The 21,221-nt window shown below is 62.2% G+C and carries 17 protein-coding genes and 1 pseudogene; 7 read left to right on the top strand and 11 right to left on the bottom strand.

Going from position 1 to position 21,221, the window contains the following annotated elements:
• Window positions 1-169: 169 nt before the first annotated feature.
• From gshA to ada, 3 genes are all read right to left on the bottom strand, one after another.
• Window positions 170-1,786 carry a glutamate--cysteine ligase gene (gshA, locus tag ACUN0E_RS41600; protein ID WP_445570211.1) on the bottom strand — a complete coding sequence of 539 codons (1,617 nt, stop codon included), beginning with the start codon at window positions 1,784-1,786 and terminating at the stop codon, window positions 170-172.
• Between the two features lie 411 nt (window positions 1,787-2,197).
• Entirely contained in the window at window positions 2,198-3,115 is a 918-nt protein-coding gene (locus ACUN0E_RS41595; protein ID WP_445570210.1) for a DNA-3-methyladenine glycosylase family protein, read from the bottom strand.
• Window positions 3,112-4,287 carry a bifunctional DNA-binding transcriptional regulator/O6-methylguanine-DNA methyltransferase Ada gene (gene ada, locus ACUN0E_RS41590; protein WP_445570209.1) on the bottom strand — a complete coding sequence of 392 codons (1,176 nt, stop codon included), beginning with the start codon at window positions 4,285-4,287 and terminating at the stop codon, window positions 3,112-3,114. Before ada ends, ACUN0E_RS41595 begins: the two co-directional genes overlap by 4 nt.
• Before the next feature lie 398 nt (window positions 4,288-4,685).
• Here ada and ACUN0E_RS41585 point away from each other — a divergent pair, with 398 nt between their 5' ends.
• A complete protein-coding gene (locus ACUN0E_RS41585; protein WP_408239136.1) occupies window positions 4,686-5,111 on the top strand; it encodes a VOC family protein in 426 nt (141 codons plus the stop codon).
• Here ACUN0E_RS41585 and ACUN0E_RS41580 read toward each other — a convergent pair whose 3' ends face one another.
• Together ACUN0E_RS41580 and ACUN0E_RS41575 are read right to left on the bottom strand one after the other, a co-directional pair.
• Window positions 5,112-5,669, bottom strand: coding sequence for a YaeQ family protein (locus ACUN0E_RS41580; RefSeq protein ID WP_408393336.1), 558 nt, complete (start codon window positions 5,667-5,669; stop codon window positions 5,112-5,114).
• Window positions 5,670-5,820: 151 nt separating this feature from the next.
• A complete protein-coding gene (locus ACUN0E_RS41575) occupies window positions 5,821-6,798 on the bottom strand; it encodes a LysR family transcriptional regulator (protein ID WP_445570208.1) in 978 nt (325 codons plus the stop codon).
• A gap of 178 nt (window positions 6,799-6,976) precedes the next feature.
• Between ACUN0E_RS41575 and ACUN0E_RS41570 the strand changes: the two genes are divergently transcribed.
• The 5 genes and pseudogenes from ACUN0E_RS41570 to ACUN0E_RS41550 all read left to right on the top strand — a co-directional run bounded on the left by ACUN0E_RS41570 (window position 6,977) and on the right by ACUN0E_RS41550 (window position 14,225).
• A complete protein-coding gene (locus ACUN0E_RS41570) occupies window positions 6,977-8,425 on the top strand; it encodes an aldehyde dehydrogenase family protein (RefSeq protein WP_445570207.1) in 1,449 nt (482 codons plus the stop codon).
• Between the two features lie 257 nt (window positions 8,426-8,682).
• Window positions 8,683-9,687 (top strand): arabinose ABC transporter substrate-binding protein, encoded by a 1,005-nt coding sequence (locus ACUN0E_RS41565; RefSeq protein ID WP_445570206.1) that lies wholly within the window; start codon window positions 8,683-8,685, stop codon window positions 9,685-9,687.
• Between the two features lie 99 nt (window positions 9,688-9,786).
• Window positions 9,787-11,337 carry an L-arabinose ABC transporter ATP-binding protein AraG gene (araG, locus tag ACUN0E_RS41560; protein WP_445570205.1) on the top strand — a complete coding sequence of 517 codons (1,551 nt, stop codon included), beginning with the start codon at window positions 9,787-9,789 and terminating at the stop codon, window positions 11,335-11,337.
• A gap of 75 nt (window positions 11,338-11,412) precedes the next feature.
• Complete coding sequence (gene araH / locus ACUN0E_RS41555; RefSeq protein WP_408239119.1) at window positions 11,413-12,417, top strand: L-arabinose ABC transporter permease AraH; 1,005 nt, start codon at window positions 11,413-11,415, stop codon at window positions 12,415-12,417.
• Window positions 12,418-12,490: 73 nt separating this feature from the next.
• Window positions 12,491-14,225: pseudogene (locus ACUN0E_RS41550) on the top strand (IlvD/Edd family dehydratase).
• Window positions 14,226-14,479: 254 nt separating this feature from the next.
• Here the strand turns inward: ACUN0E_RS41550 and sap1 are convergent.
• The 4 genes from sap1 to ACUN0E_RS41530 form a co-directional block, all read right to left on the bottom strand.
• A complete protein-coding gene (gene sap1, locus ACUN0E_RS41545; protein WP_408239444.1) occupies window positions 14,480-14,818 on the bottom strand; it encodes a surface attachment protein Sap1 in 339 nt (112 codons plus the stop codon).
• A 444-nt stretch (window positions 14,819-15,262) separates the two neighbouring features.
• Window positions 15,263-15,805 carry a spermidine N1-acetyltransferase gene (gene speG, locus ACUN0E_RS41540; RefSeq protein ID WP_445570204.1) on the bottom strand — a complete coding sequence of 181 codons (543 nt, stop codon included), beginning with the start codon at window positions 15,803-15,805 and terminating at the stop codon, window positions 15,263-15,265.
• 691 nt (window positions 15,806-16,496) lie between these two features.
• Entirely contained in the window at window positions 16,497-16,922 is a 426-nt protein-coding gene (locus ACUN0E_RS41535; protein WP_408239435.1) for an HIT family protein, read from the bottom strand.
• Window positions 16,923-16,991: 69 nt separating this feature from the next.
• A complete protein-coding gene (locus ACUN0E_RS41530; RefSeq protein ID WP_445570203.1) occupies window positions 16,992-17,927 on the bottom strand; it encodes a GlxA family transcriptional regulator in 936 nt (311 codons plus the stop codon).
• A 175-nt stretch (window positions 17,928-18,102) separates the two neighbouring features.
• On the opposite strand from ACUN0E_RS41530, the gene ACUN0E_RS41525 reads away from it, so the two are divergent.
• Window positions 18,103-18,918, top strand: a complete 816-nt coding sequence (locus tag ACUN0E_RS41525; protein WP_408484195.1) for an SDR family NAD(P)-dependent oxidoreductase — start codon at window positions 18,103-18,105, stop codon at window positions 18,916-18,918.
• A gap of 104 nt (window positions 18,919-19,022) precedes the next feature.
• Here ACUN0E_RS41525 and ACUN0E_RS41520 read toward each other — a convergent pair whose 3' ends face one another.
• Both ACUN0E_RS41520 and ACUN0E_RS41515 read right to left on the bottom strand, forming a co-directional pair.
• Window positions 19,023-20,132 carry a diguanylate cyclase gene (locus tag ACUN0E_RS41520; RefSeq protein WP_408337247.1) on the bottom strand — a complete coding sequence of 370 codons (1,110 nt, stop codon included), beginning with the start codon at window positions 20,130-20,132 and terminating at the stop codon, window positions 19,023-19,025.
• Window positions 20,133-20,193: 61 nt separating this feature from the next.
• Complete coding sequence (locus ACUN0E_RS41515) at window positions 20,194-21,210, bottom strand: chemotaxis response regulator protein-glutamate methylesterase (RefSeq protein ID WP_445570202.1); 1,017 nt, start codon at window positions 21,208-21,210, stop codon at window positions 20,194-20,196.
• Between the last annotated feature and the right edge of the window lie 11 nt (window positions 21,211-21,221).

Here is a 21,221-nt window from a genome sequence, read left to right as displayed (position 1 = left end):
AGCGGAGATTTTGCCGGTGTGGTAGGACATCCAGCACGCGATTTGCGTAGACGTTACCTGTGCGCAATAAAAAAGCGGCCCTCAAGGCCGCTCTCTGCTTCACAAATGAAAATGCCGTTCAGTTTCAGTGTTAACTGAACGGCATCAGGCCACGGCCTACGTTCGTCGTTTAGACGCTAAAGCGGTTCAGGGTGTACGCCCGGTATGCCGCGACAAACGCGTCGAATGAACCGACCTCTTCCTGTTCAAGTTTGGCTTGCTCTGCCAGCGATTGTGCAGCGAGGTCGGTGAATTCCTTTGTCTGCGCGGCGTCTAGCGGACGCGAGCGGAACCAGGCGGCGTGCGCTTCGCTTTGCTCGAGGCTGAACGCGAGGAAACTCTGCTGCTTGGCGCGCATCGTCTGCAATACGCGCGCGGACGGCGTCAGCGAGGCATCCGCCAGTTTCGCGCGCTGAACGGCCACGGCGCGCGCATGCGCGTCGCCACCGTGCAACGCATCCAGCGTTGCCGCGGCTGCGTCGATCTTGACGAGCAATTCGTTTGCCCAATCCAGCATCGCAACCGGTCGGCTGTCGCGCGTCAGTTCAAGGCCCGGCTTGCGGCCTTCCATCGTCACGCGGCCGAAGTTCTGATTCGCCTCCGCATACGCGTCCGGCGGCAGCGGCGCGCTGTCGTCGAGCGCGCAGACCAGCAGGTAAGCATCGAGAAAACGCGAGGTCTCCAGCGAAATGCCGGTGGGCTCAAATGGATCGATGTCCATGCAGCGCACTTCGACATACTGCACACCACGCGCAGCCAATGCATGCAGCGGACGCTCGCCCGGATACGTGACACGCTTCGGACGAATCGTCGAATAAAACTCGTTTTCGATCTGCAGCACGTTCGTGTTGATCTGCACCCACTCACCGTCGCGTTGCGTGCCGATCGCCTCATACGCGGGGTACGGCTGGCTCACGGCCTTCGCGAGCGCATCGAGGTAGCCCGGCAGCGTGTCGTAGTCGGCGTGCAGCGCGGCTTGCGCGGTGGTGTTCGAGTAGCCGAGATCGCTCATGCGCAAACTGGTCGCATACGGGCGATACAGCGTGTCGGCGTCGAACGTTTCGAGCGTGTGTTGGCGATCGCGCAGGAAGCGGCGATCCAGAGCCGGCGACGCGCCGAACAGGTACATCAACAGCCAGTTGCTGCGGCGGAAATTGCGGATCAGCGCGAGGTAGCGGTCGGACTGAAAATCGACGGCGGTTGCCGTGGATTGCTGATCGGCATGCAACACGCGCCACACTTCTTCGTTCAGCGAATAGTTGTAGTGGATGCCCGCAATGCACTGCATGGTGCGGCCGTAACGGAGCGCCAGGCCAATGCGGTAGACGTACTTCAGTTTGCCGATATTCGACGATCCGTAGCGCGCGATCGGAATACCGTCGTCTGTTTCGGGCAGCAGGCCCGGCATGGAGCTATTCCACAAGATCTCGTCGCCGAGTTCTGCGTAGACAAAACGATGCAGCGTATCGAGCTTCTCGAGTGTGATCGCGACGTCGTGCTCAGCCGGCGTGATCAGTTCGAGCAGCGCTTCGGAATAGTCGGTGGTGAGCGACGGATGCGTGAGTGCCGAACCGAGCACGCGCGGATGCGGCGTCATGGCGAGCTTGCCGTCGTGCGTCACGCGCAGGCTTTCCTTTTCGATGCCGCGCAAGCCACGTACCAGCGCATCGCGCTGCGGGCCTGAGGTCAGCACGGAAAGGCGGTGCGAGAACGAGTCGTTCGTGCGGGAGGATGTCGTGTTTGGCATTGATGCGAGTCGGGCGTTGTCGGCCGCCATGTGCCGCTTCACTGCTTATGTGCAGCACTGCGCGGTTGACAACGTTCGGCGGAATTTTCGGGTAGCGGGCACTTTAACATCTCGCCACGGCGGCTGCTTGAGGCCGCTTCGGCCGGCCCTCGGACCGCTCAACTCTGCCTATTTTCAGGATGAATCGGCCTGCCCTTTGCCTTGTCACTCTATCCATCACGCGCCTGAGGCGCGATCCGCGCTTGTCCCCGGTTGGTGTACGACCTTAGCCGCCACGCGAGGACGCTAGCCCCGGTCCGCCAGCCTGTGCGGCGGTGCTCCCTGAGTGTCGTATGACCTTAGTCACCGCATGGGGGCGCCGGCCTGGTCGCTACATCATGCTGCCTCGCTCTCCCTGCCCGCGATACTCTCTCAGCCGCCGCGCGCGGCCCCCGCCCGATCCGCCACCTCGTTCCACAGATGCATCGCCGCATACGCGCGCCACGGCCGCCACGCGTCGGTGCGGATGCGTTGCTGCGTGGGCCGCACGAGCGAGGGATCGCGGGCGCAGATCGACTGCATCAGCACGAGGTCCCATGCGGGCCACGCGTCAGCATCGCGCCAGGCGCGCATCGCCACATACTCGACTGTCCATGGACCGATGCCAGGCAGGGCGAGTAACGCTGCACGCAGGCTGTCGGCGTCGGCGATGCTGCTGTCGAGCGGCACCTCGCCTGAAGCGACCGCTTGCGCGAAGCCTTGCAACGCCGCTACGCGTTTACCCGGCATGCCGATCTTTTCCAGTTCCACAGTCGCGAGCGCGGCGGGTGTCGGAAAGCGCCACGCGGTGTTCTCATGCGGATGACCTTCGATACGTTCGCCGGCGCGCTGCACCAGCCGTCCGATGATCGTGGTCGCCGCCTTCACGCTGACCTGCTGCCCGACAATGGCGCGCACCACCAGTTCGAAACCCGACCACGCGCCTGGCACACGCAAGCCAGGCACGGCGTCGATCAACGGCGCGAGCCATGGGTCGGCGGATAGTTCGTTGCCGATCTTCTTCGGGTCGGCGAGCAGGTCGAACATTCTCGCGATCGGCGCGGCGAGCGCGTCGGCATGATGGCTCGCGGGACCTTGGATGTTGGCGACGATGCAGCGCTTGCGCGGATGCAGGCGCACGGTCAGCGTGCCGCTGTCGCCGGCCCAATCGATCGCGCGGCGATAGGTGCCGTCTTCGACCGCTTCGACGCCGGGCGTCGCACGTCCGCCGAAAAAGCGCAGCAGACGCGGCCAGTCGAAGGGTGGTTTGAACGGTAGTTCGAGTGTTGCGACGTCGTCAAGCGTGCTCACGCAGCGTGGTCCATGTCGGTGGTGGTTGCATTGGCTGCGTGCTCGCGGCGATCGGGTTTATCGGGCGAAACGTCGCCCGCGTGCCGTGCTTCGTTGTCGAGCAATGCGGCCTTGCGCGGCAGGCCCCAGCGATACCCTGCCAGCGCACCGCCCTTTTGCAGCACCCGATGACATGGGATCGCCAACGCAACCGGATTCGTCGCGCACGCGCTCGCGACCGCGCGCACGGCCCGCGGCGAGCCGACCGCTTCCGCAATCTGGGAATAGCTGCGCGTCTCGCCGTAGGGAATGCGCCGCAGCGCGTCCCATACACGTTGGCGGAATGCGGTGGCGGCGATATCCAAAGGCAGATCGAAGTCCTGACGGGTACCGCGCAGATAGGCGTCGATCTGGGCGATGAACGGTGCGAGGCGCGTTGCGTCCTCGACCAGCTCGGCGTTGGCGAACTCGCCGCGCAGATCCTCGGCGAGTATCGCGGCGTCGTCGCCGAAACCGATTTTGCAGATGCCTTTGTCGGTTGCGGCGACAAGCACGAAGCCGAGCGAGGTCGATGCGCTGGCGTAACGCACGGTGAGCCCCGCGCCTTTGCGACGAAACGCGGACGGCGCCATACCCAATTCCACCGAGGCGCTGTCGTACATCCGCGACGGCGAGCCGAAGCCGGCATCGAGCGTGGCGCGCGTCACGTCCGAACCGCTCTGCAGCGCGTCGCGCAATGCGGCGCCGCGCTGCGCGGCCTGATACTGCCGCGGCGACACACCCACCACGCGCTTGAACAGACGCTGCAAGTGGAACGGGCTGACGTGCACGGCGTCGCTCAATTGTGCGAGCGTGAGGCGCTGCTGCGGATCGGCATCTAGCGCGGCGCAGGCGCGATTGACGATCTCCAGCTCGCGCGGCAGGCCGCCGGGCTGGCAACGCTTGCAATCGCGATAGCCCGCGGCGCGCGCGGCGTCTGCGTCAGTGAAGAAAGTAACATTTTCGCGGCGCGGCTGGCGCGATGCGCACGAGGGGCGGCAGAACACGCCCGTCGTTCTGACCGCGTAGAAGAACGCGCCGTCGGCCTGCGCCTCGCGGCGGGTGACGGCTTCCCAACGCTCGGCGTCGGTGGCCCAGCTGGTGGTGCCGGCGGCGGTTTCGGCGTCGATATCGGTATGGTCGGTGCGGTTCATGATGGTCCCGGAAAGACGGTGTCGATGCTCACCAATGTAGGCCGCATGCCGACACACTACGCCCCGGTTCTTGCTCTGTCATTGCGCTTCCCCGTAGGTTGGAAGCCCCGCCAGGCGCTCGTCTCGCCTCAAACTGCGACAATTTGGCACGATATCGGGTTTTCCCTTAAAAAGTTATTGCGTCGCACCAACCCCATGTGTATATTAGTACTTGTCTCCTCCATGTCTCCTCCTGATATGGATTCAGCCCGCTCCACATAGAGCGGGCTTTTTTTCGTCTGAACATTTCTGATCTGTCCCTTGCGACCGGTTCGCGGCCTGCTCTCGCTGCGCCGTCCTTTCTTCTAAACTGTGGTGGCTATTCATCCATTCTGCGAACCAGCCAAGGGGCGTTCGACATGAAAATCCACATTCGCGAGATCGACCACATCGTCATTCGGGCGTCGAACGTTCCGGAGATGAGGCGCTTTTATTGCGAGGTGCTCGGTTGCAGCGTCGAGAAGGAGCAGCCCGATCTGGGCCTGACGCAGTTGCGCGCGGGGCGCTCGCTGATTGACCTGTTAAAGGTTGGCGCGAAGCTCGATCACCCCGAAAACGGCGTGCCGGGCGCGGGGCGGAATATGGACCACCTGTGTTTGCGCGTTGAACCGTTCGATGCCGAGGCGCTCAAGGCGCATCTGGCCGAACACGGCGCGCGGCCTGGCGAGGCGGCTTTGCGCTACGGGGCGGATGGATTTGGGCAATCGCTGTATCTGTTCGACCCGGAGGGCAATATGGTCGAACTCAAAGGGCCGCCCGAAGCGGCGCGCGCGACGTCGCTGTAATTACCAGGCGCTAGCGGGCGCCTTCAACACCGTCCACTCGATCTTCACCGCATCGGCTTCGGCGCTGCCGAGCCATGCCTCACCGTCCTGCACGGTGCATTGCAGGCGCATGGTCCGCTCGGCGAGCTTGCCGAGCGCGGCGGCGATGTCTTCGCCGAGCGTCCACACCGTCACATTGCGCATGCGTTCGACCTTGCCGCGCACACCTTGCCACCAGATGTCCGACGTGCGCCCGCCATAGGCGATCACGATCACTTCGTTCGAGCGGCCGCTCGCCTTGGCAATGCGCCGTTCGTCCGGCTGGCCGACTTCGATCCAGGTTTCGATCGCGCCGGTGAGATCCTTCTGCCAGAGGTCTGGTTCGTCGACATCCGACAAACCTTTGCAGAATTCGAGGCGTTCCTGCGCAAACAGCGCGAACGCGGCGACGCGGACCATCATCCGTTCGTCGGTTTCCGAGGGATGGCGGGCGATCGTCAGGGAATGGTCGGCGTAGTAGTGCCGGTCCATGTTGGCGATCTGGAGTTCCGCCTTGTAAATCGTCGATTTTAGAGCCATGCCGTTACTAAACCAGGCGCTCGCTCCACCGGAGCGAACAGAAAAAGAATCGTCGACGGCGCGTTGCCGTTTTCCGTGTTTGTTGTACATCGCGTGTTCCTCCCGAGCCGAACGTCGGCTGCCATTGCGACTATTGCAACGGGAGAAGCATTTATCGCGCCACTGCCGGCTCGAAAGCGGTGCCGTAGACCTCGGAAGCGGCTTCCCGCAAGGCTCCGAGCACGACGGAGGCCGCCGGCGAAAGCAGGTGCGACTGGCGCGTGATGATACCGAATGTATCCATTCTGCACGGTAAATCGATCGGTACCTGCTTGAGAACACCGTACTGTTGGTACTGGCGCGCCACTTCATCGGGTAAAACCGCCAACATGTCGCTTTGAAGCAATAAGCTCGAAATCGCCAGAAAATTGTTGGTATTGACTACGTTTTGGGGTGGATTCAGTCCAATCTGCGAAAACATCAGATCAAAGCGATGGCGCAAAACACTGCCCGGCGGGTGCAAAACCCAGCTCGCGTTGACGATTCCACGCAGTGTCAAACCTGTTTCATTTTCGAGAGGATGGCCGGGGCGCGCCACCACACACAGCGGTTCGTCGGCGAGCGGTTCGTAGCGGACTTCGGTCTTGAACTGGTTTTGCCGCTCCAGTACCCGGCCGATCATGATATCCAGTTCGCCTTCGGCGAGCCTCGGCAGCATAACGTCTGACGTCTCCACCTCTGCCCAGATTTGCAACTGCGGATAACGTTCTTTCACGCTGGCGATGGCGCGCGGCACCATCGTCGCGGCGGCCGCGGCGATCACGCCGATGCGCACCTGGCCTGCCAGACCGGCGCGCAGTGCGGAGATTTCGTCATGCGCATGGCTGAGATTCGAGAGCACCATGCGCGCGTGACGGATCATCACTTCGCCGTACAGGGTGGCGTGCATGCCGTGCGGTGTACGGTCGAACAGGCTCACCTCCAGCATGTCCTCCAGCTCTTTCAGGAGCCGCGAGGCGGCGGGCTGGGTCATACCGAGCACGTCGGCGGCACGCCGGACATTACCCTCCTCTTCCATTGCCGCGAGCAGTAGCAACTGCCGCGTCTTGAGTCGCGCACGCACGAACCAGTTCGAGTAGCTACGCGTCATGGGCCTGTCTCCTTATGCGGCTTGATGCCGTCTTTCGGACGATTTGCCGTCACCAGGTCGCCATCATGCCATATCGAAAATGATATCGGGATAGCCTAAAAAGGGATTGGAAAGTTATTGGGGTGGCTCATACCATTCGTGGACTTTGAGCTTTCCTCATGTGGCGCCCCTCCCTTCGATGAATCGCGATCCGCTCGCCCCGCTGGTTGCCAGTCCGTTCCGTCATTACATCAATGGCGGCTGGGAGACGGGCGCGACCACGGGCGTATCACTCAATCCTTCGGATCTGGATGAGCCGGTCGGCGACTACGTGCGGGCTGATGCAAGGCAGACCGATACCGCGATCGAAGCGGCGAGCGCAGCTTTTCGCGAGTGGTCCCTGGGTTCGGCGCAACGCCGCGCGGATGCGCTCGATACGATCGGCAGCGAGATGCTCGCGCGCCGTGATGAACTGGGCCGGCTGCTGGCGCGAGAAGTTGGCAAGACGCTACCGGAAGCTTTAGCCGAAGCAACGCGGGCCGGCCAGATATTCAAGTTTTTTGCCGCCGAGGCACTCCACGCGTTTGCTGAGTCCGGGGCATCGGCGCGCGCCGGTGTCGAGATCGATGTGACGCGCGAACCGCTCGGCGTAATCGGCATCATCGCGCCGTGGAGTGCGCCGCTGGCGATTGCTGCCGCGAAGATCGGCGCCGCCCTCGCCCACGGCAATTGCATCGTCTTCAAACCGGCCGAATCGGCGCCGGGTTGCGCGGCGGCGCTGGCGTCGATCGTCAGCCGCGCCGGTTTGCCGGCCGGCGTATTCAATCTCGTGCTGGGCAGCGGCCGGCAGGTCGGCGCGCGGATCGTCACGCATCCGTTGGTGGCGGCGATCAGTTTCACCGGCTCGGCGGAAACCGGCACGCGTGTCCTCCAGGCTGCCGCTGCGAGGCACGCACGCGTGCAACTGGAAATGGGGGGCAAGAACCCGTTCCTGGTGCTGGCCGATGCCGATCTCGACGGCGCCGTCGATGCGGCCCTCAACGGCGCCTATAGCTTCGCCGGCCAACGCAGTACGGCTGCGTCGAAGTTGGTCGTCGAACGTGCGGTGTTCGAGCCGTTCGTCGACGCGTTGCAGACGAAGCTCGCCAGGCTCAGCGTCGATCATGCACTGAAGCACGGCACGGATATTGGCCCGGTCGCCAACGCCGCGCAGTTAGCGCGCAATCTTGACTACGTACGCGTCGGCCAACAGGAAGGCGCGCAACTGCTGCACGGCGGCCGCCAACTTGAACGCGCGACGCGCGGCTATTTTTTCGAACCGGCTTTGTTTATCGGTGAACCCGAACACCGCATTGCGCGAGAAGAGATTTTCGGTCCGCTCGCCGTGGTGCTGAAGGCCGACGACTACGACCACGCGCTGCATCTCGCGAACGACACCGCTTACGGTTTATGCGCCGGCATCTGCACGCGCTCGCTGAGCCGCGCGCGGCATTTTCGCCGCCACGTGCAATGCGGCCTCGTCACGATCAATCTGCCGACTACCGCCGTCGAGCACCACGCGCCTGGCGGCGGTCGCAAAGCGTCAGCCTATGGCGCAACGGATGCAGCCTTCTGGACGGCCGTGAAAACGGCCTACGTTGCGGGTTGATGGCGATGAGGCATGCTTGCTTTGCCACTTCTCCCACGGCTCAACCTGCTGCCCGTTGCAGCGCCGTAGCCACCGTGCCTCTCGAAGTTCACTCGGCCGCGAATCTCACCGCGCAGCACGCATGGCGTTGCACGGCGCACGCTGCCGCGATTCGAGCCGCTCACGCTATCGCCCATCCACGTTCCGGCTGACGCCGCCGTGCTTTCACGCTGCAAATAAACGAAATCAATGCAGCTTTTCAACCTCAGGAGACAGATATGACCAGCAAGCTTCGCCGTTTGACGCTAACCGCGCTCGCCGCCGCGGCCCTCGCCGCACCCTTTTCCGCGCAATTCTCCGCGCACGCGGACACGCCGCTCAAAGTCGGCTTCCTTGTGAAGATGCCGGAACAGGCGTGGTTCATCAATGAACAGAAAGCCGCCACCGCGCTGGGTCAGAAGGACGGTTTCTCGGTGGTCAACATCGGCACGCCGGATGGTGAAAAGGTGCTGGCCGCGATCGATAACCTTGGCGCGCAAGGCGCCAAAGGCTTCGTGATCTGCGCGCCCGACGTCCGGCTCGGACCGGCGATCCAGGCGCGTGCGAAGCGCTACAACATGAAGTTCGTCACCGTCGACGATCAGCTGGTCGACTCCACCGGCAAGCCGCTGCCGAACGTGCCGCATCTGGGCATGTCCGCGTTCAAGATCGGCAATCAGGTCGGCACCGCGATCTCTGAAGAGATGAAACGCCGCGGCTGGAAGCCGGAAGAAGTCGGCGCGCTGCGCATTACGAACTACGAACTGCCGACCGCCAAACTGCGCACGGACGGCGCAACGGAATCGTTGTTGGCCGGCGGCTTCAAGAGGGAAAACATCTTCGACGCTCCGCAAAAGACCACTGATGACGAAGGCGGTTTCAACGCGTCATCGCCGGTGCTCGCGCAGCATCCGAACATCAAGAAGTGGGTGATCTTCGCGCTCAACGAGGAAAGCGTGCTGGGCGGCGTTCGCGCGACTGAACAACTGCACATTCCGGCGGCGGATGTGATCGGTGTCGGCATCAACGGTGCGGGCGAAGCGTTTGCCGAGTTCCAGAAGAAGGAACCCACGGGCTTCTACGGCACGATCGCCGTGAGCTCGACGATGCACGGCAAGGAGAGCACGGAGAACCTCGTCGAGTGGATCAAGGACGGCAAGCAGCCGCCCGCCGACACGCAAACCACCGGCAAGTTGATGGTGCGCGGCAACTGGCTGGACGTGCGTAAAGAGCTCGGAATTTAAGCGGTATTCGAGTCTGCACACTGCGGGCCGTTTTCACGTTGATGCTCACGCCGACGCGTGAGCGGCCTGCACAGGTTGTCCATACGCTAGAGGCTTTTGATGACGGTTTCTCACACCGGCGAAACGGCGCTCCCCGCGCAAGCGCCCTCGCCTACGCTTACGTCGACTGATCCGTATCTGCAACTCGACGGTATCACCGTGCGCTTTCCCGGCGTGCTCGCGCTCGACCAGGTGTCGCTCGACGTGCGGCGCGGCGAGGTACACGGTTTGATGGGCGAAAACGGCGCCGGCAAATCGACGCTGCTTAAAGTGCTGTCCGGCGTGAATCAACCGGCGGCGGGCACGCTGTCGCTCGACGGTGTCGAGCAGCAGTTCGTCACCACCAAGGCGGCCATCGCGGCAGGCGTCGCGATCATCTATCAGGAACTGCATCTGGTGCCTGAACTGACCGTTGCCGAAAACCTGATGCTCGGCGCCCTGCCCAACCGCTTCGGCGTGCTGGATGAGAAGGCGCTGATTGCACGTGCGGTGCGTGAGTTAGAAAGACTCGGCGAAAAAATCGACCCCTCGCAACAGGTGAAAAATCTGTCGATCGGTCAGCGGCAGATGATCGAAATCGGCAAGGCGCTGATGCGCGACGCGCGTGTGATCGCGTTCGACGAACCGACCAGTTCGTTGTCGTCGCGCGAAACCACGCAGTTGTTCCGGATCATCCGCGCGTTGAGGGCCGAGGGCCGCGCGATCATCTACGTCACGCATCGGATGGATGAAGTCTACGAACTGTGCGACCGCGTGACGGTGTTTCGCGACGGCCGCCGCATCGATACGTTCGAAGCGGGCGATGGGCTCGATCGCGATCGCCTGATCAGTTGCATGGTGGGCCGTTCAATCGCCGACGTGTACGGCTACCGCTCACGCGAACTCGGCGATATACAGCTCGACGTCAAGGAATTGATGGGACGTGGCTTACGCGAACCGGCTTCGTTCAAGGCACGTAAAGGCGAGATCCTCGGCTTCTTCGGCCTGGTCGGCGCGGGACGTTCCGAGTTGATGAAGCTCATCTACGGCGCAGTCAAACCGGCTGCCGGAGAGATCACGCTCAAGGGCAAGCGCGTGCGTTTCGCCACGCCACGCGACGCCGTGCGTGCAGGTGTCGCGCTGTGTCCGGAAGACCGCAAGCAGGAAGGCATCGTCTCGATTGCTTCGGTGTCGGACAACCTCAACATCAGTTGCCGTCGTCATTTCAGCCGCTTCAACGTGCTCAACGGCCGCAAAGAAGCGCAGACCGCCAAAGAATTCATCGGCAAGCTCGCGATCAAGACGCGTAACGGCGAAACGCCGATCGGCACGCTCTCCGGCGGCAACCAGCAGAAAGTGATTCTGTCGCGCTGGCTCGCCGAAAACATCGACGTATTCCTGATGGACGAACCCACGCGCGGCATCGACGTCGGCGCGCGCAGCGAGATTTACGGCCTGCTGTATGGGCTCGCTGAAGCGGGCCGCACGGTCATCGTCGTATCGAGCGATCTCGCCGAAGTGATCGGCGTCGCGGACCGCGTGATCGTGATGAAGGAAGGCCGCATCGTCGGCGATCTGCCGAAGGCGCAGGCCACGCCGGATGCGCTGATCAAGCTCGCGCTGCCTCGCTAAAGGCGCCGCACTCACCAGGCAAGTTAAGGCAATCGAAGGCAACTGAATCGCGCCATTGAAAACGGAATTGACATCATGCACACACCCTCAACCGACCCCACTACGCCAGCCGTCGCTTCCGCGGGCCTGAGCGCACGCGCCGCACGCACCTGGGACCTGATCAACCGGTCCGGCATCGTGATGGTGTTCATCATCCTGTTCGCGGCATTGTCGTTCACCGTGCCGGAATTTTTAAGCTCGCGAAACATTCAGGGCTTGCTGCTTTCCGTCACGCTGATCGGCTCGATCTCCGTGACCATGATGTTCGTGCTCGCGCTGGGTGAAGTGGATTTGTCGGTGGCCTCGATCGTCGCGTTCGCGGGCGTGGTGGCGTCCACGTTGATCACCGCGACGCATAGCGTGACGATCGGTATCGCCGCCGGGGTACTCGCGGGGGGCGCGGTCGGGCTGGTCAACGGCGTGCTGGTCGCGCGCTACAAGATCAACTCGCTGATCGTCACCCTTGCGATGATGGAAGTCGTGCGCGGCCTCGCCTACATCACATCGAACGGCGACGCCGTGATGATCTCCGAAGAGCGTTTCTTCGACCTCGGCGGCGGCGCGTTCCTCGGCATTTCTTATCCGATCTGGAGCAACATCGTCGGTTTCGTGCTGTTCGGTTTTCTGCTGAAGAAAACCGTGTTCGGCAAGAACGTGCTGGCCGTCGGCGGCAATAGCGAGGCCGCTTTGCTCGCGGGCTTGCCGGTTACGCGTATCAAGATCACAGTGTTCGTATTGCAGGGCCTCGTGACCGGCTTTGCAGGCGTGATGCTTGCGTCACGCATGAGTCTCGGCGATCCGAAAACTTCTGTCGGGCTCGAGCTCGGCGTGATTTCCGCGTGCGTGCTCGGCGGCGTTTCGCTGACGGGCGGTGTCGCAACGATTTCCGGTGTGCTGGTCGGCGTGCTGATCATGGGTTCCGTGCAGGACGCAATGAGCCTGATGAATGTGCCGACCTTTTACCAATACCTGATTCGTGGCGGGATTCTGCTGCTCGCGGTGCTGTTCGACCAGTACCGCCGCAGCAAGCGTGTGCACTGACGACTGATACACGCCCCGGGCTAAGCGTCCCGGGCTAGACGCCCCCTCTACATACTTGCCAACAGGAGATTTCATGGCTGATTCCAACCAGACTAAAAAGCCGCTGCGTAGCCAGGCGTGGTTTGGCCTCAAAGATCGCGATGGTTTTCTGCATCGTTCGTGGATGAAAAACCAGGGTATTCCACACGACGAATTCGATGGACGTCCGGTGATCGGCATCTGCAATACGTGGTCCGAACTGACGCCGTGCAACGCGCATTTTCGCGAGCTTGCCGAGTATGTGAAGAAAGGCGTTCACGAAGCGGGTGGTTTGCCGCTCGAGTTTCCGGTGATGTCGCTCGGCGAGACCAATCTGCGCCCGACCGCGATGCTGTTCCGCAATCTCGCCTCGATGGACGTCGAAGAATCGATCCGTGGCAATCCCATGGACGGTGTGATTCTGCTGGTCGGCTGCGACAAGACTACGCCGGCGCTGCTGATGGGTGCGGCGTCGTGCAATCTGCCTGCGCTTGCCGTGTCGGGTGGCCCCATGCTCAATGGCCGCTTTCGAGGCAAGAACATCGGCTCCGGTACGGGCGTCTGGCAGATGTCCGAGGAAGTGCGTGCCGGCACAATGACGCAGGAAGAATTCACCGAAGCCGAGTCGTGCATGAACCGCTCGCGCGGCCACTGCATGACGATGGGCACCGCGTCGACGATGGCCTCGATGGTCGAATCGCTGGGCATGGGCTTGCCGCACAACGCGGCGATTCCCGCCGTCGACGCACGCCGGCAGGTGCTTGCGCATCTGGCGGGCCGGCGCATTGTCGATATGGTCCGCGAGGATCTGACGATGGACAAGATCCTCACGCGCCAGGCCTTCGAAAACGCGATCCGCACGAATGCGGCGATCGGCGGTTCGACCAATGCGGTCGTCCATCTGATCGCGCTGGCCAAACGCATCGGCGTGGAGCTGTCGCTGGAGGACTGGGAAGCTCGGTTCGAACGTGCCGTGTCTGGTGAATCTGCAGCCGTCGGGCGAATACCTGATGGAAGATTTTTACTATGCGGGCGGCCTACCCGCCGTGCTGAAGCAACTTGGCGAGCAAGGCCTGCTGCATCGCGAGGCGCTGACGGTGAACGGCAAGACGATCTGGGACAACGTGCGCAACGCGCCGAATCACGACGAGAAGGTCATCACGACGTTTGCCGAGCCGTTCAAGCCCAAGGCCGGCATTGCGGTGCTCAAGGGCAACCTGGCGCCGAACGGCGCGGTGATCAAGCCGTCGGCGGCGACACCGCATCTGCTGAAGCATCGTGGCCGTGCGGTGGTATTCGAGAACATCGAGGAATTGCACGCCAAGATCGACGACGACTCGCTCGACATCGACGAGCACTGCGTCATGGTGCTCAAGGGCGCGGGGCCGAAGGGTTATCCGGGCTTTGCTGAAGTCGGTAACATGCCGCTGCCGAAAAAGGTGCTGCAAAAAGGCATCACGGACATGGTGCGCATTTCCGACGGCCGCATGAGCGGCACGGCGTACGGCTCGGTGGTGCTGCATGTATCGCCGGAAGCGGCTGCGGGCGGCCCGCTCGCGTTCGTGCAAACCGGCGACATGATCGAACTCGACGTCGACGCCCGCCGTCTGCATCTGGATGTCACCGATGAAGAACTCGCGCGTCGCCGTGCCGCGTGGCAGCCGCCTGCGCCGCCCACGCGCGGCTACTACAAGCTTTACGTCGACCATGTGCTGCAAGCGGACCAGGGCGCCGATCTCGATTTCCTGGTCGGATCGAGCGGCGCCCCCGTGCCGCGCGACTCGCATTGATCGCCGTTTGAACGGCTAAACGTTTCTCCCTGCGCTTTGCGAGAAGGCGTATTGCCGATGCGGATCGAAATCCCGCATCGGCTTTTTTATCGGTTTCACTTCATGGAAAAATTGGGCAGAAATAAAAACGGCCAGGCATGCAATGCCTGACCGGTTTATAACTCGCAGGTTCACAGCCCCCGGGCTTTTAAAGCCAGAGAGTTTATGGCGAAAGTCAAAAACTCCGGCGCTTCGCCGGAGCGTTGGCGTTTAGCTTATTGTTTGATGAATCGGTCGTTTGCCCAGAGGCCTTCCGTATCGCTATTAGCCGCATTCACGAATTCGACATCGTGCCCAACCACGCGTACAACTCGGAAACTCGAGTTTTCCGGCGCGGAAACGCACTGATATCCGGAGAAGAATTCCTGCATCTTTTGCTGTTCACCAGCTTGCGCATGTTGGTCGGCGGCGTCGAGTTTATCCTTCGACAGGCAACCGTACGCGTTAGCCTTGAACTGAATGGTTTGCTGCGGCTTGACCATGAAATCTTGCGCCTGAACAGAAGCGGCAGCCAAACCCACAATGGCGAAAACAAGGGCGATTCGCGTTTTCATATTTTCCTCCGGTGCGGGTTGAATACTCAGGTTAGCTATGTATTTAACTTTAACGTCGAACCCGCACCTTGCACTTTAGGAGAACGCGTAAGAAGGACAAGCACATCTTGTGTGCGGTCGCAACAGCGGCGAATTGTCGCACCACGTTTCGCCCCTGCTTAAACCTTGAGCAGCGGCTTAAACAGGGTGGATTGCAACGGATAACTAAGAGACGGGCGGGACACACCGCTTTAACCAGTAAAGCTTTGCGGCACGTATTCGCGTAAACGAGGGGCACCAATTAAGTGAATTAATACAATTAACGGATGCACTTGGTGCATTGCACACAAAGTCATTCACCCGATTAATCAAAAATCACGAAATAACGGTGCATGTACTAAAGATAAACGGTGCCAGGTGCGTCAGTCGACGCAGCATGGCGTCCCTGGGCGGCCTGGCAGCGGGTTACTCGGCCTGCCGATTACCTTCGAAGAACTCGGACTGGAACATGCACATGCGCAATGCATTGTGATAGCGGCCATTGCCGAAAAACTCTTCGATTAACTCGGCTTCGTGCCGGAAACCACACTTTTCATAGACGTGAATGGCAGCGGTATTCGACTTGTCGACGATCAGGTAGACCTTGCGCAGGTTCAAGACCGAAAACGCGTAATCGATCGCGAGTTGCGTGGCGACGGTAGCGTAGCCGCGACCCTGCGCGTGCGGCGCGATGATGATCTGAAACTCGCCGCGCCGGTGGATATAGTCCAGCTCGATCAACTCGACGACGCCGACGGTCTGGCCGTCGTTGTCGATCGCGACGAAGCGGCGCTCGCGCAGATCGTGCACGTGCTGGTCGTACAGCTGGGTCAGTTCGGAGAACGTTTCATAGGGCTCTTCGAACCAGTAACGCATGATCTTTGCGTTGTTGTTCACTTCATGGACGAAGCGCAGATCGGTGCGCTCGAGCGGACGCAGGGTCAGTTCACTGCTACGTTCGATAGTCATTGGATTCCCCTTGAGAATTATTGGTTTGAGTGCGCAAGCTCAGGGTGAGGGCTCCGGCTTGCGTTTCCTGTTAGTCCGGGCTCAGCGCAGGGAGTTCTTGCAACGCCAGACCAAGGTGCGGCGCGTTTTTGCAAAGCGCGAGGCGCCACGCGGGTTCGGCGAGGGTGGGGCGTCGCGTTGTCGCAGGGCGCTTATCGCAAATTTGTGAGGGGCTCGGCACCGTGTGGGCACATGGGGTGCTCTACAATGAAATCAGGCTCTTGCGATGGAGGCTACCGTGATCGAGCACTTGATATTAGGCGCCTTTCTGGTCATCCCGCTGCTTATCGTCGCGTTTCTTTTCTCTGACGAATTGTGGCAAGAACACCGGCATTTGCACGAGATGAATCCCGTGCCGATGAAACGGCATCGTATCGACTGGCGGCATCCGCTGCGCCGTTCGCGGCATCGGCTTTGAGGTGGCCGGCCTGCATGGGTGAGCGCGCGGCAAACGTCTCGACGAGGCGAGGGCGGCTCGCGAATTCGATCCCCAAATAAAAAAGCCTGCCGTTTCGGGCAGGCTGAAAAGAGATCCACACTCAATGCCTTGCGGGTACAAGGCAGGTGCCAGTCTAGCCGCACAGCGCGTGCGGCTGGTTTCACCGGCCATTACACATATTACGGGGCGTGACCAGTTACGGCCCGCCCGGCGTCAGTGAGCGCGCCAGTGGTCGCGAATACGCTTGGCCAGCGCTTCGAGCGTGGCCGCATCGGCCACTTCGCGTGCATGCATGCGCAGTGGCTGTCCTTCCCAGCGCGGGATCACGTGAAAATGCACGTGCGGCACCGTTTGTCCCGCCGCCGCGCCGTTGAACTGGCCGATGAACACGCCGTCGGGGCGCAGAGCCGCGCGAACGGCGATGGCAAGCTTCTGCGTCATGCGCATGCAGGCCACCGTCGAGGCATCCGACAACTCGAAAATCTCAACCGCCGCTTCCTTTGGCACGACCAGCAGGTGACCGTCCGCTTGCGGCATCAAATCCATGAAGGCCAGCGCGGCATCGCTTTCCGCCACTTTGATGCAGGGTAGTTCGCCGCGCAGAATCTTCGCGAAGGGATTGCTGTCGTCGTAGTTCATCACGCGTCCTCTAGGGTGCTGTCTGTATCACGGTGGAGTTGCTGTCGGCGATATTGTCCACCACATGTGTTACAACGCGCGCGCTGCGCGTTTGATCGCTTGCGGTGGCTGGCCGAATGCGCGCAGAAAGGCGCGCCGCATCCGTTCGGTATCGATGAAACCGGTGTCAGCGGCGACCGCTTCCATTGAGTGACGGCCCGCTTCGAGCATGGTGCGCGCGGCTTCCACGCGCAGCGCCTCGATGGCCTTGGCCGGCGATTGGCGCGTTTCGTCGCGAAAGGCGCGGCTGAACTGGCGCGGACTCAGATGTGCGACATCGGCGAGTTGTTCGACCGTCAACGGCTCGTGCAGATGGTTCCTGGCGTATGACAGCGCGTCCTGAATGCGGTCGGACTTCGGTTCCAGGTCGAGCATGGCCGAGAACTGCGACTGGCCGCCAGTGCGCCGGTGATAGACGACAAGTTTCTTGGCAATAGCGCGCGAGACCTCGACGCCGAGATCGCTTTCGATCAGCGCCAGACACAGATCGATACACGCCGTCATGCCGGCCGAGGTCCACACGGTGCCGTCGACGATAAAGATGCGGTCTTCGTCGATGTGCGTATCGGGAAAGCGCCGCTGCAATTCGCGAGCATGGTGCCAGTGGGTCGTGGCATGCCGGCCGTCGAGGATGCCTGCTTCGGCCAGCACGAAAGCGCCAGTGCAGATGCTGGTGGTGCGGCGCGAGGCGGCGAGGGCGTCGTTCAAAAACCCCAGCAACGCCGCCGATGACGGCTCGATCTGCATCGCGCCCGTTACGACCACCGTGTCATACGCCGGATCGCCGAACGCTTGCGTTGCGATCTCGACGCCCGACGAGCTGCGCACCATCCCGCCCAGTTCGGAGATGACTTCCACCGCGTACTCCGGCTGCCCGGCCTCGAGGTTTGCGAGCTCGAACACGGAGATCGCGACCATATCGAGGATCTGGAAGCCGGGGAAAACCACCACGCCGATACGTTTCATTGCGATGTCTCAAAACGAGGTAAATACGACATTTGAGACAAAAGGCTACGCGCCTAGACTTGCCTCGTCAACACCGCGATGCTCACAAAAAAGGCACAGCGGCGGAGGTTTCAGGTTTCCCCATTCACCGATCAGGGCTCAGGCGTGACGCGCAAAGCCCGCAAGGAGATTCACCATGGCAACGCAAGCAAACAAGGGCACGGCCTTGATCACGGGCGCATCGTCAGGCATCGGCGCCGTTTATGCAGACCGCCTCGCGCGACGCGGCTACGATCTGATTTTGGTGGCGCGGGACGTTAAACGCCTGACCGGCGTGGCCGAGCGCCTGGCCAGCGAAACCGGCCGCCATGTCGATATCGTCGCCGCCGATCTCACCGACAAAGCCGACACACGCCGCATCGAAGAGCGTTTGCGGACCGACCGCAGCATCACGATGCTGGTCAACAACGCGGGCGTCGGCGCAACGGCTTCGCTGATCGACTCGGACGTGGACCAGCTCGAAAGCATGATCGACCTGAACGTGACGGCGCTGACACGCCTGACGGCAGCGGCCGTTCCGGGTTTTGTGGCGCGCGGCAACGGTATCGTGATCAATATCTCGTCGATCGTTGCGCTGTCGCCGGAGACGCTTAACGGCACTTACAGCGGCACCAAGGCCTACGTGCTGAATCTGACGCAGTCGCTGCATCATGAAGTGGGCGGCAAGGGCGTGCAGTTGCAGGCCGTGCTGCCGGGCGCCACCAGCACCGCGTTCTGGGACCGCGCCGGTCTCGCGGTCGAACATCTGCCGACGCAGATCGTGATGACCGCCGAGGACATGGTGGATGCCGCGCTCGCCGGTCTTGACCAAGGCGAACTGGTGACAATCCCGTCGCTGCCGGATGCGGCCGATTGGGAGCGATTCAACACCGCTCGTCAGCAGCTGCAGCCGAACCTGTCGCACAAGGCGCCGGCCGCGCGTTATACGCGAGGACCAGCGGCGGCTTCGTGAGCGCCTGAGGCTGTGTGGTGTGCGCCTCGCGCCGCCAACCGGTCGAAAATTGTGGCGAAGCGCGTATGGGCGTGGCCGGGTGTGTGGCGTTCCAGCAATGCGGATCAGCCGCTCACCGCCACCTGATTTTTCCCATCCCGCTTCGCCCGATACAGTCCGACATCGGCGGCTTCGATCAACGTCGTCACCGGTTCGGTTGCTGACGGCACGATCATCGCTGCGCCGATGCTGATCGTCACGACGCCGCTTGCCGAACCTGCGTGTGGAATGCCGAGCCCTTCGATTGCAATGCGGATCTTTTCCGCGAGCAAGCGCAATCCACCCGAAGACGCCCCCGGCAACACCACCGCAAATTCCTCACCGCCAAATCGTGCCGCGAGATCGGGTGAGCGTCCGAGGCACGACTCGATGGTGTGGGCGACGCGTTTAAGCACTTCGTCGCCGGCAACGTGTCCATACGTGTCGTTGTAGGCCTTGAAGTTATCCACATCGATCATCAGAAAACCGAGGCCGGTTTTGTCGCGCGTGCCGCGACGCCATTCAGCGGCCAGGTACTGATCGAGGTAACGGCGATTCGACAAACCCGTCAACCCATCCGAATGCGTGAGCCGCTGCAATTCCAGATTGGTCGCGAGCAACTGCTGCTGCGATTGACGCAACGCCTGGTAGGCCTCGTCGCGCTGCAACAGGTTCAGGTACGAGCGCGAGTGATAGCGAATCCGCGCGATCAACTCGATGCGGTCCGGCAGCTTCACCAGGTAGTCGTTAGCGCCCGCAGCGAAGGCCGCGCTCTTCACTAACGGCTCTTCCTTGGTCGACAGCACGATGATCGGAATATCGCGCGTCGACGGATTCTGCCGGTATTGCCGCACGAGGGTCAGGCCGTCGGTGCCGGGCATCACGAGGTCTTGCAGGATCACCGTTGCGCGGGTTTCGTCGGCGCAGCGCACCGCCTCTTCGGGCGACGCACAGTAGTGAAAGTCGACGCTCGCTTCATCGGCCAGCGCCTGGCGGACCGCCTCGGCGATGATCGCCTGATCGTCGACCAGCAACACCATGATTGGGCACTCGGCCGCGGGCGGACTGCTGAGGATGCGCGCCAATGCGTCGTCGATAGCGCTGTTGGGCGCGTCCTCCGCGTACGTCTGCGCGTTCGCGTCGTGTTCTGCAAGGTTCGGCGCAGTGGCGTTCTGATGCGGTTTGGAAGTGTCCATGTTGGTCAGCCAGAATGAATGTCAATGAGTCGTAGCGGGCTAATGTGCGGCTAGTGTGCGCCTACCTCGCGCAAACGGCGGCGGCGAGCGCAGTGGCAATCCGGGGCAGCGGCAGGATCGCGGCGGCGGCGTCGAGCGCGGCGGCCGCTTTCGGCATGCCGTAGACGGCGCTGGTCGCCTCGTCCTGCGCGATCGTGTGATAGCCCTTGGTGTGCATCGCCTTGAGTCCGATTGCGCCATCGCGGCCCATGCCGGTCAGCAGCACGCCGATTGCCCGCGCCGGCCAGCGTGCCACGACACTGTAAAAAAACACGTCGACGGAAGGCCGATAGGGCGTTTCTTCCGGCACTTTTGTGTAACCGAGCACGTTAGGCAGCTTCAGATGCAGATGGTCGTCGGTAGCGGCGAGCAGTGCGACGCCCGCTTGCGGCCGGTCGCCTTCGCGGGCGATCCGCACCGGCAGCGCCGATTGCTGGTTCAGCCAGTCGGCCATGCCGGCGGCGAATGCCGCATCCACGTGCTGGACGATGACAATTGCCGCAGGGAAATCCTTCGGCAAACCGGCGAGCAGGGTGGCGAGTGCCGCCGGGCCGCCCGCCGAGGCGCCGATCGCAATCAGCGGCGTGTCGCGATTGGTCGCGCTGATGGGCGCTGCCGCAGCCGCCGCGCCAGGTGCATTGCGTTCCGTGACGAGTGCGGCGATGCGGTCGATCTTCGCGAGCAGGGTGGCGATGCTCTTGTGCGCGTCCGGGCCGCTCAGCGAGGGCGTATCCACCGCATCGAGCGCGCCTGCGCCCATCGCCTCGTAGACGCGCCACGCGTTCGCGCCCACGTCGACTGTCACGATCAGGATCGCGCACGGCGCCTTTGCCATGATGCGACGCGTGGCTTCGATGCCGTCGACATTCGGCATGACAAGGTCCATCAGCACGATGTCAGGCCGCTGCGCGGTGCAGAAATCGACCGCCTGCTGGCCGTCCTGCGCGACCCACAGCAGCTCGTAGTCGTGGCGCGCCGCAAGCGCGCGGCGCAGCGCCTCGACGGCGAGGGGCAGGTCATTGACGATTCCGATTTTCATCCGTTTTACCC

The sequence above is a fragment of the Paraburkholderia sp. D1E genome (assembly GCF_052682275.1).
The sequence above is the reverse complement of the archived record's forward strand: the minus strand, read 5'-3'. Positions and strand labels throughout refer to the sequence as shown.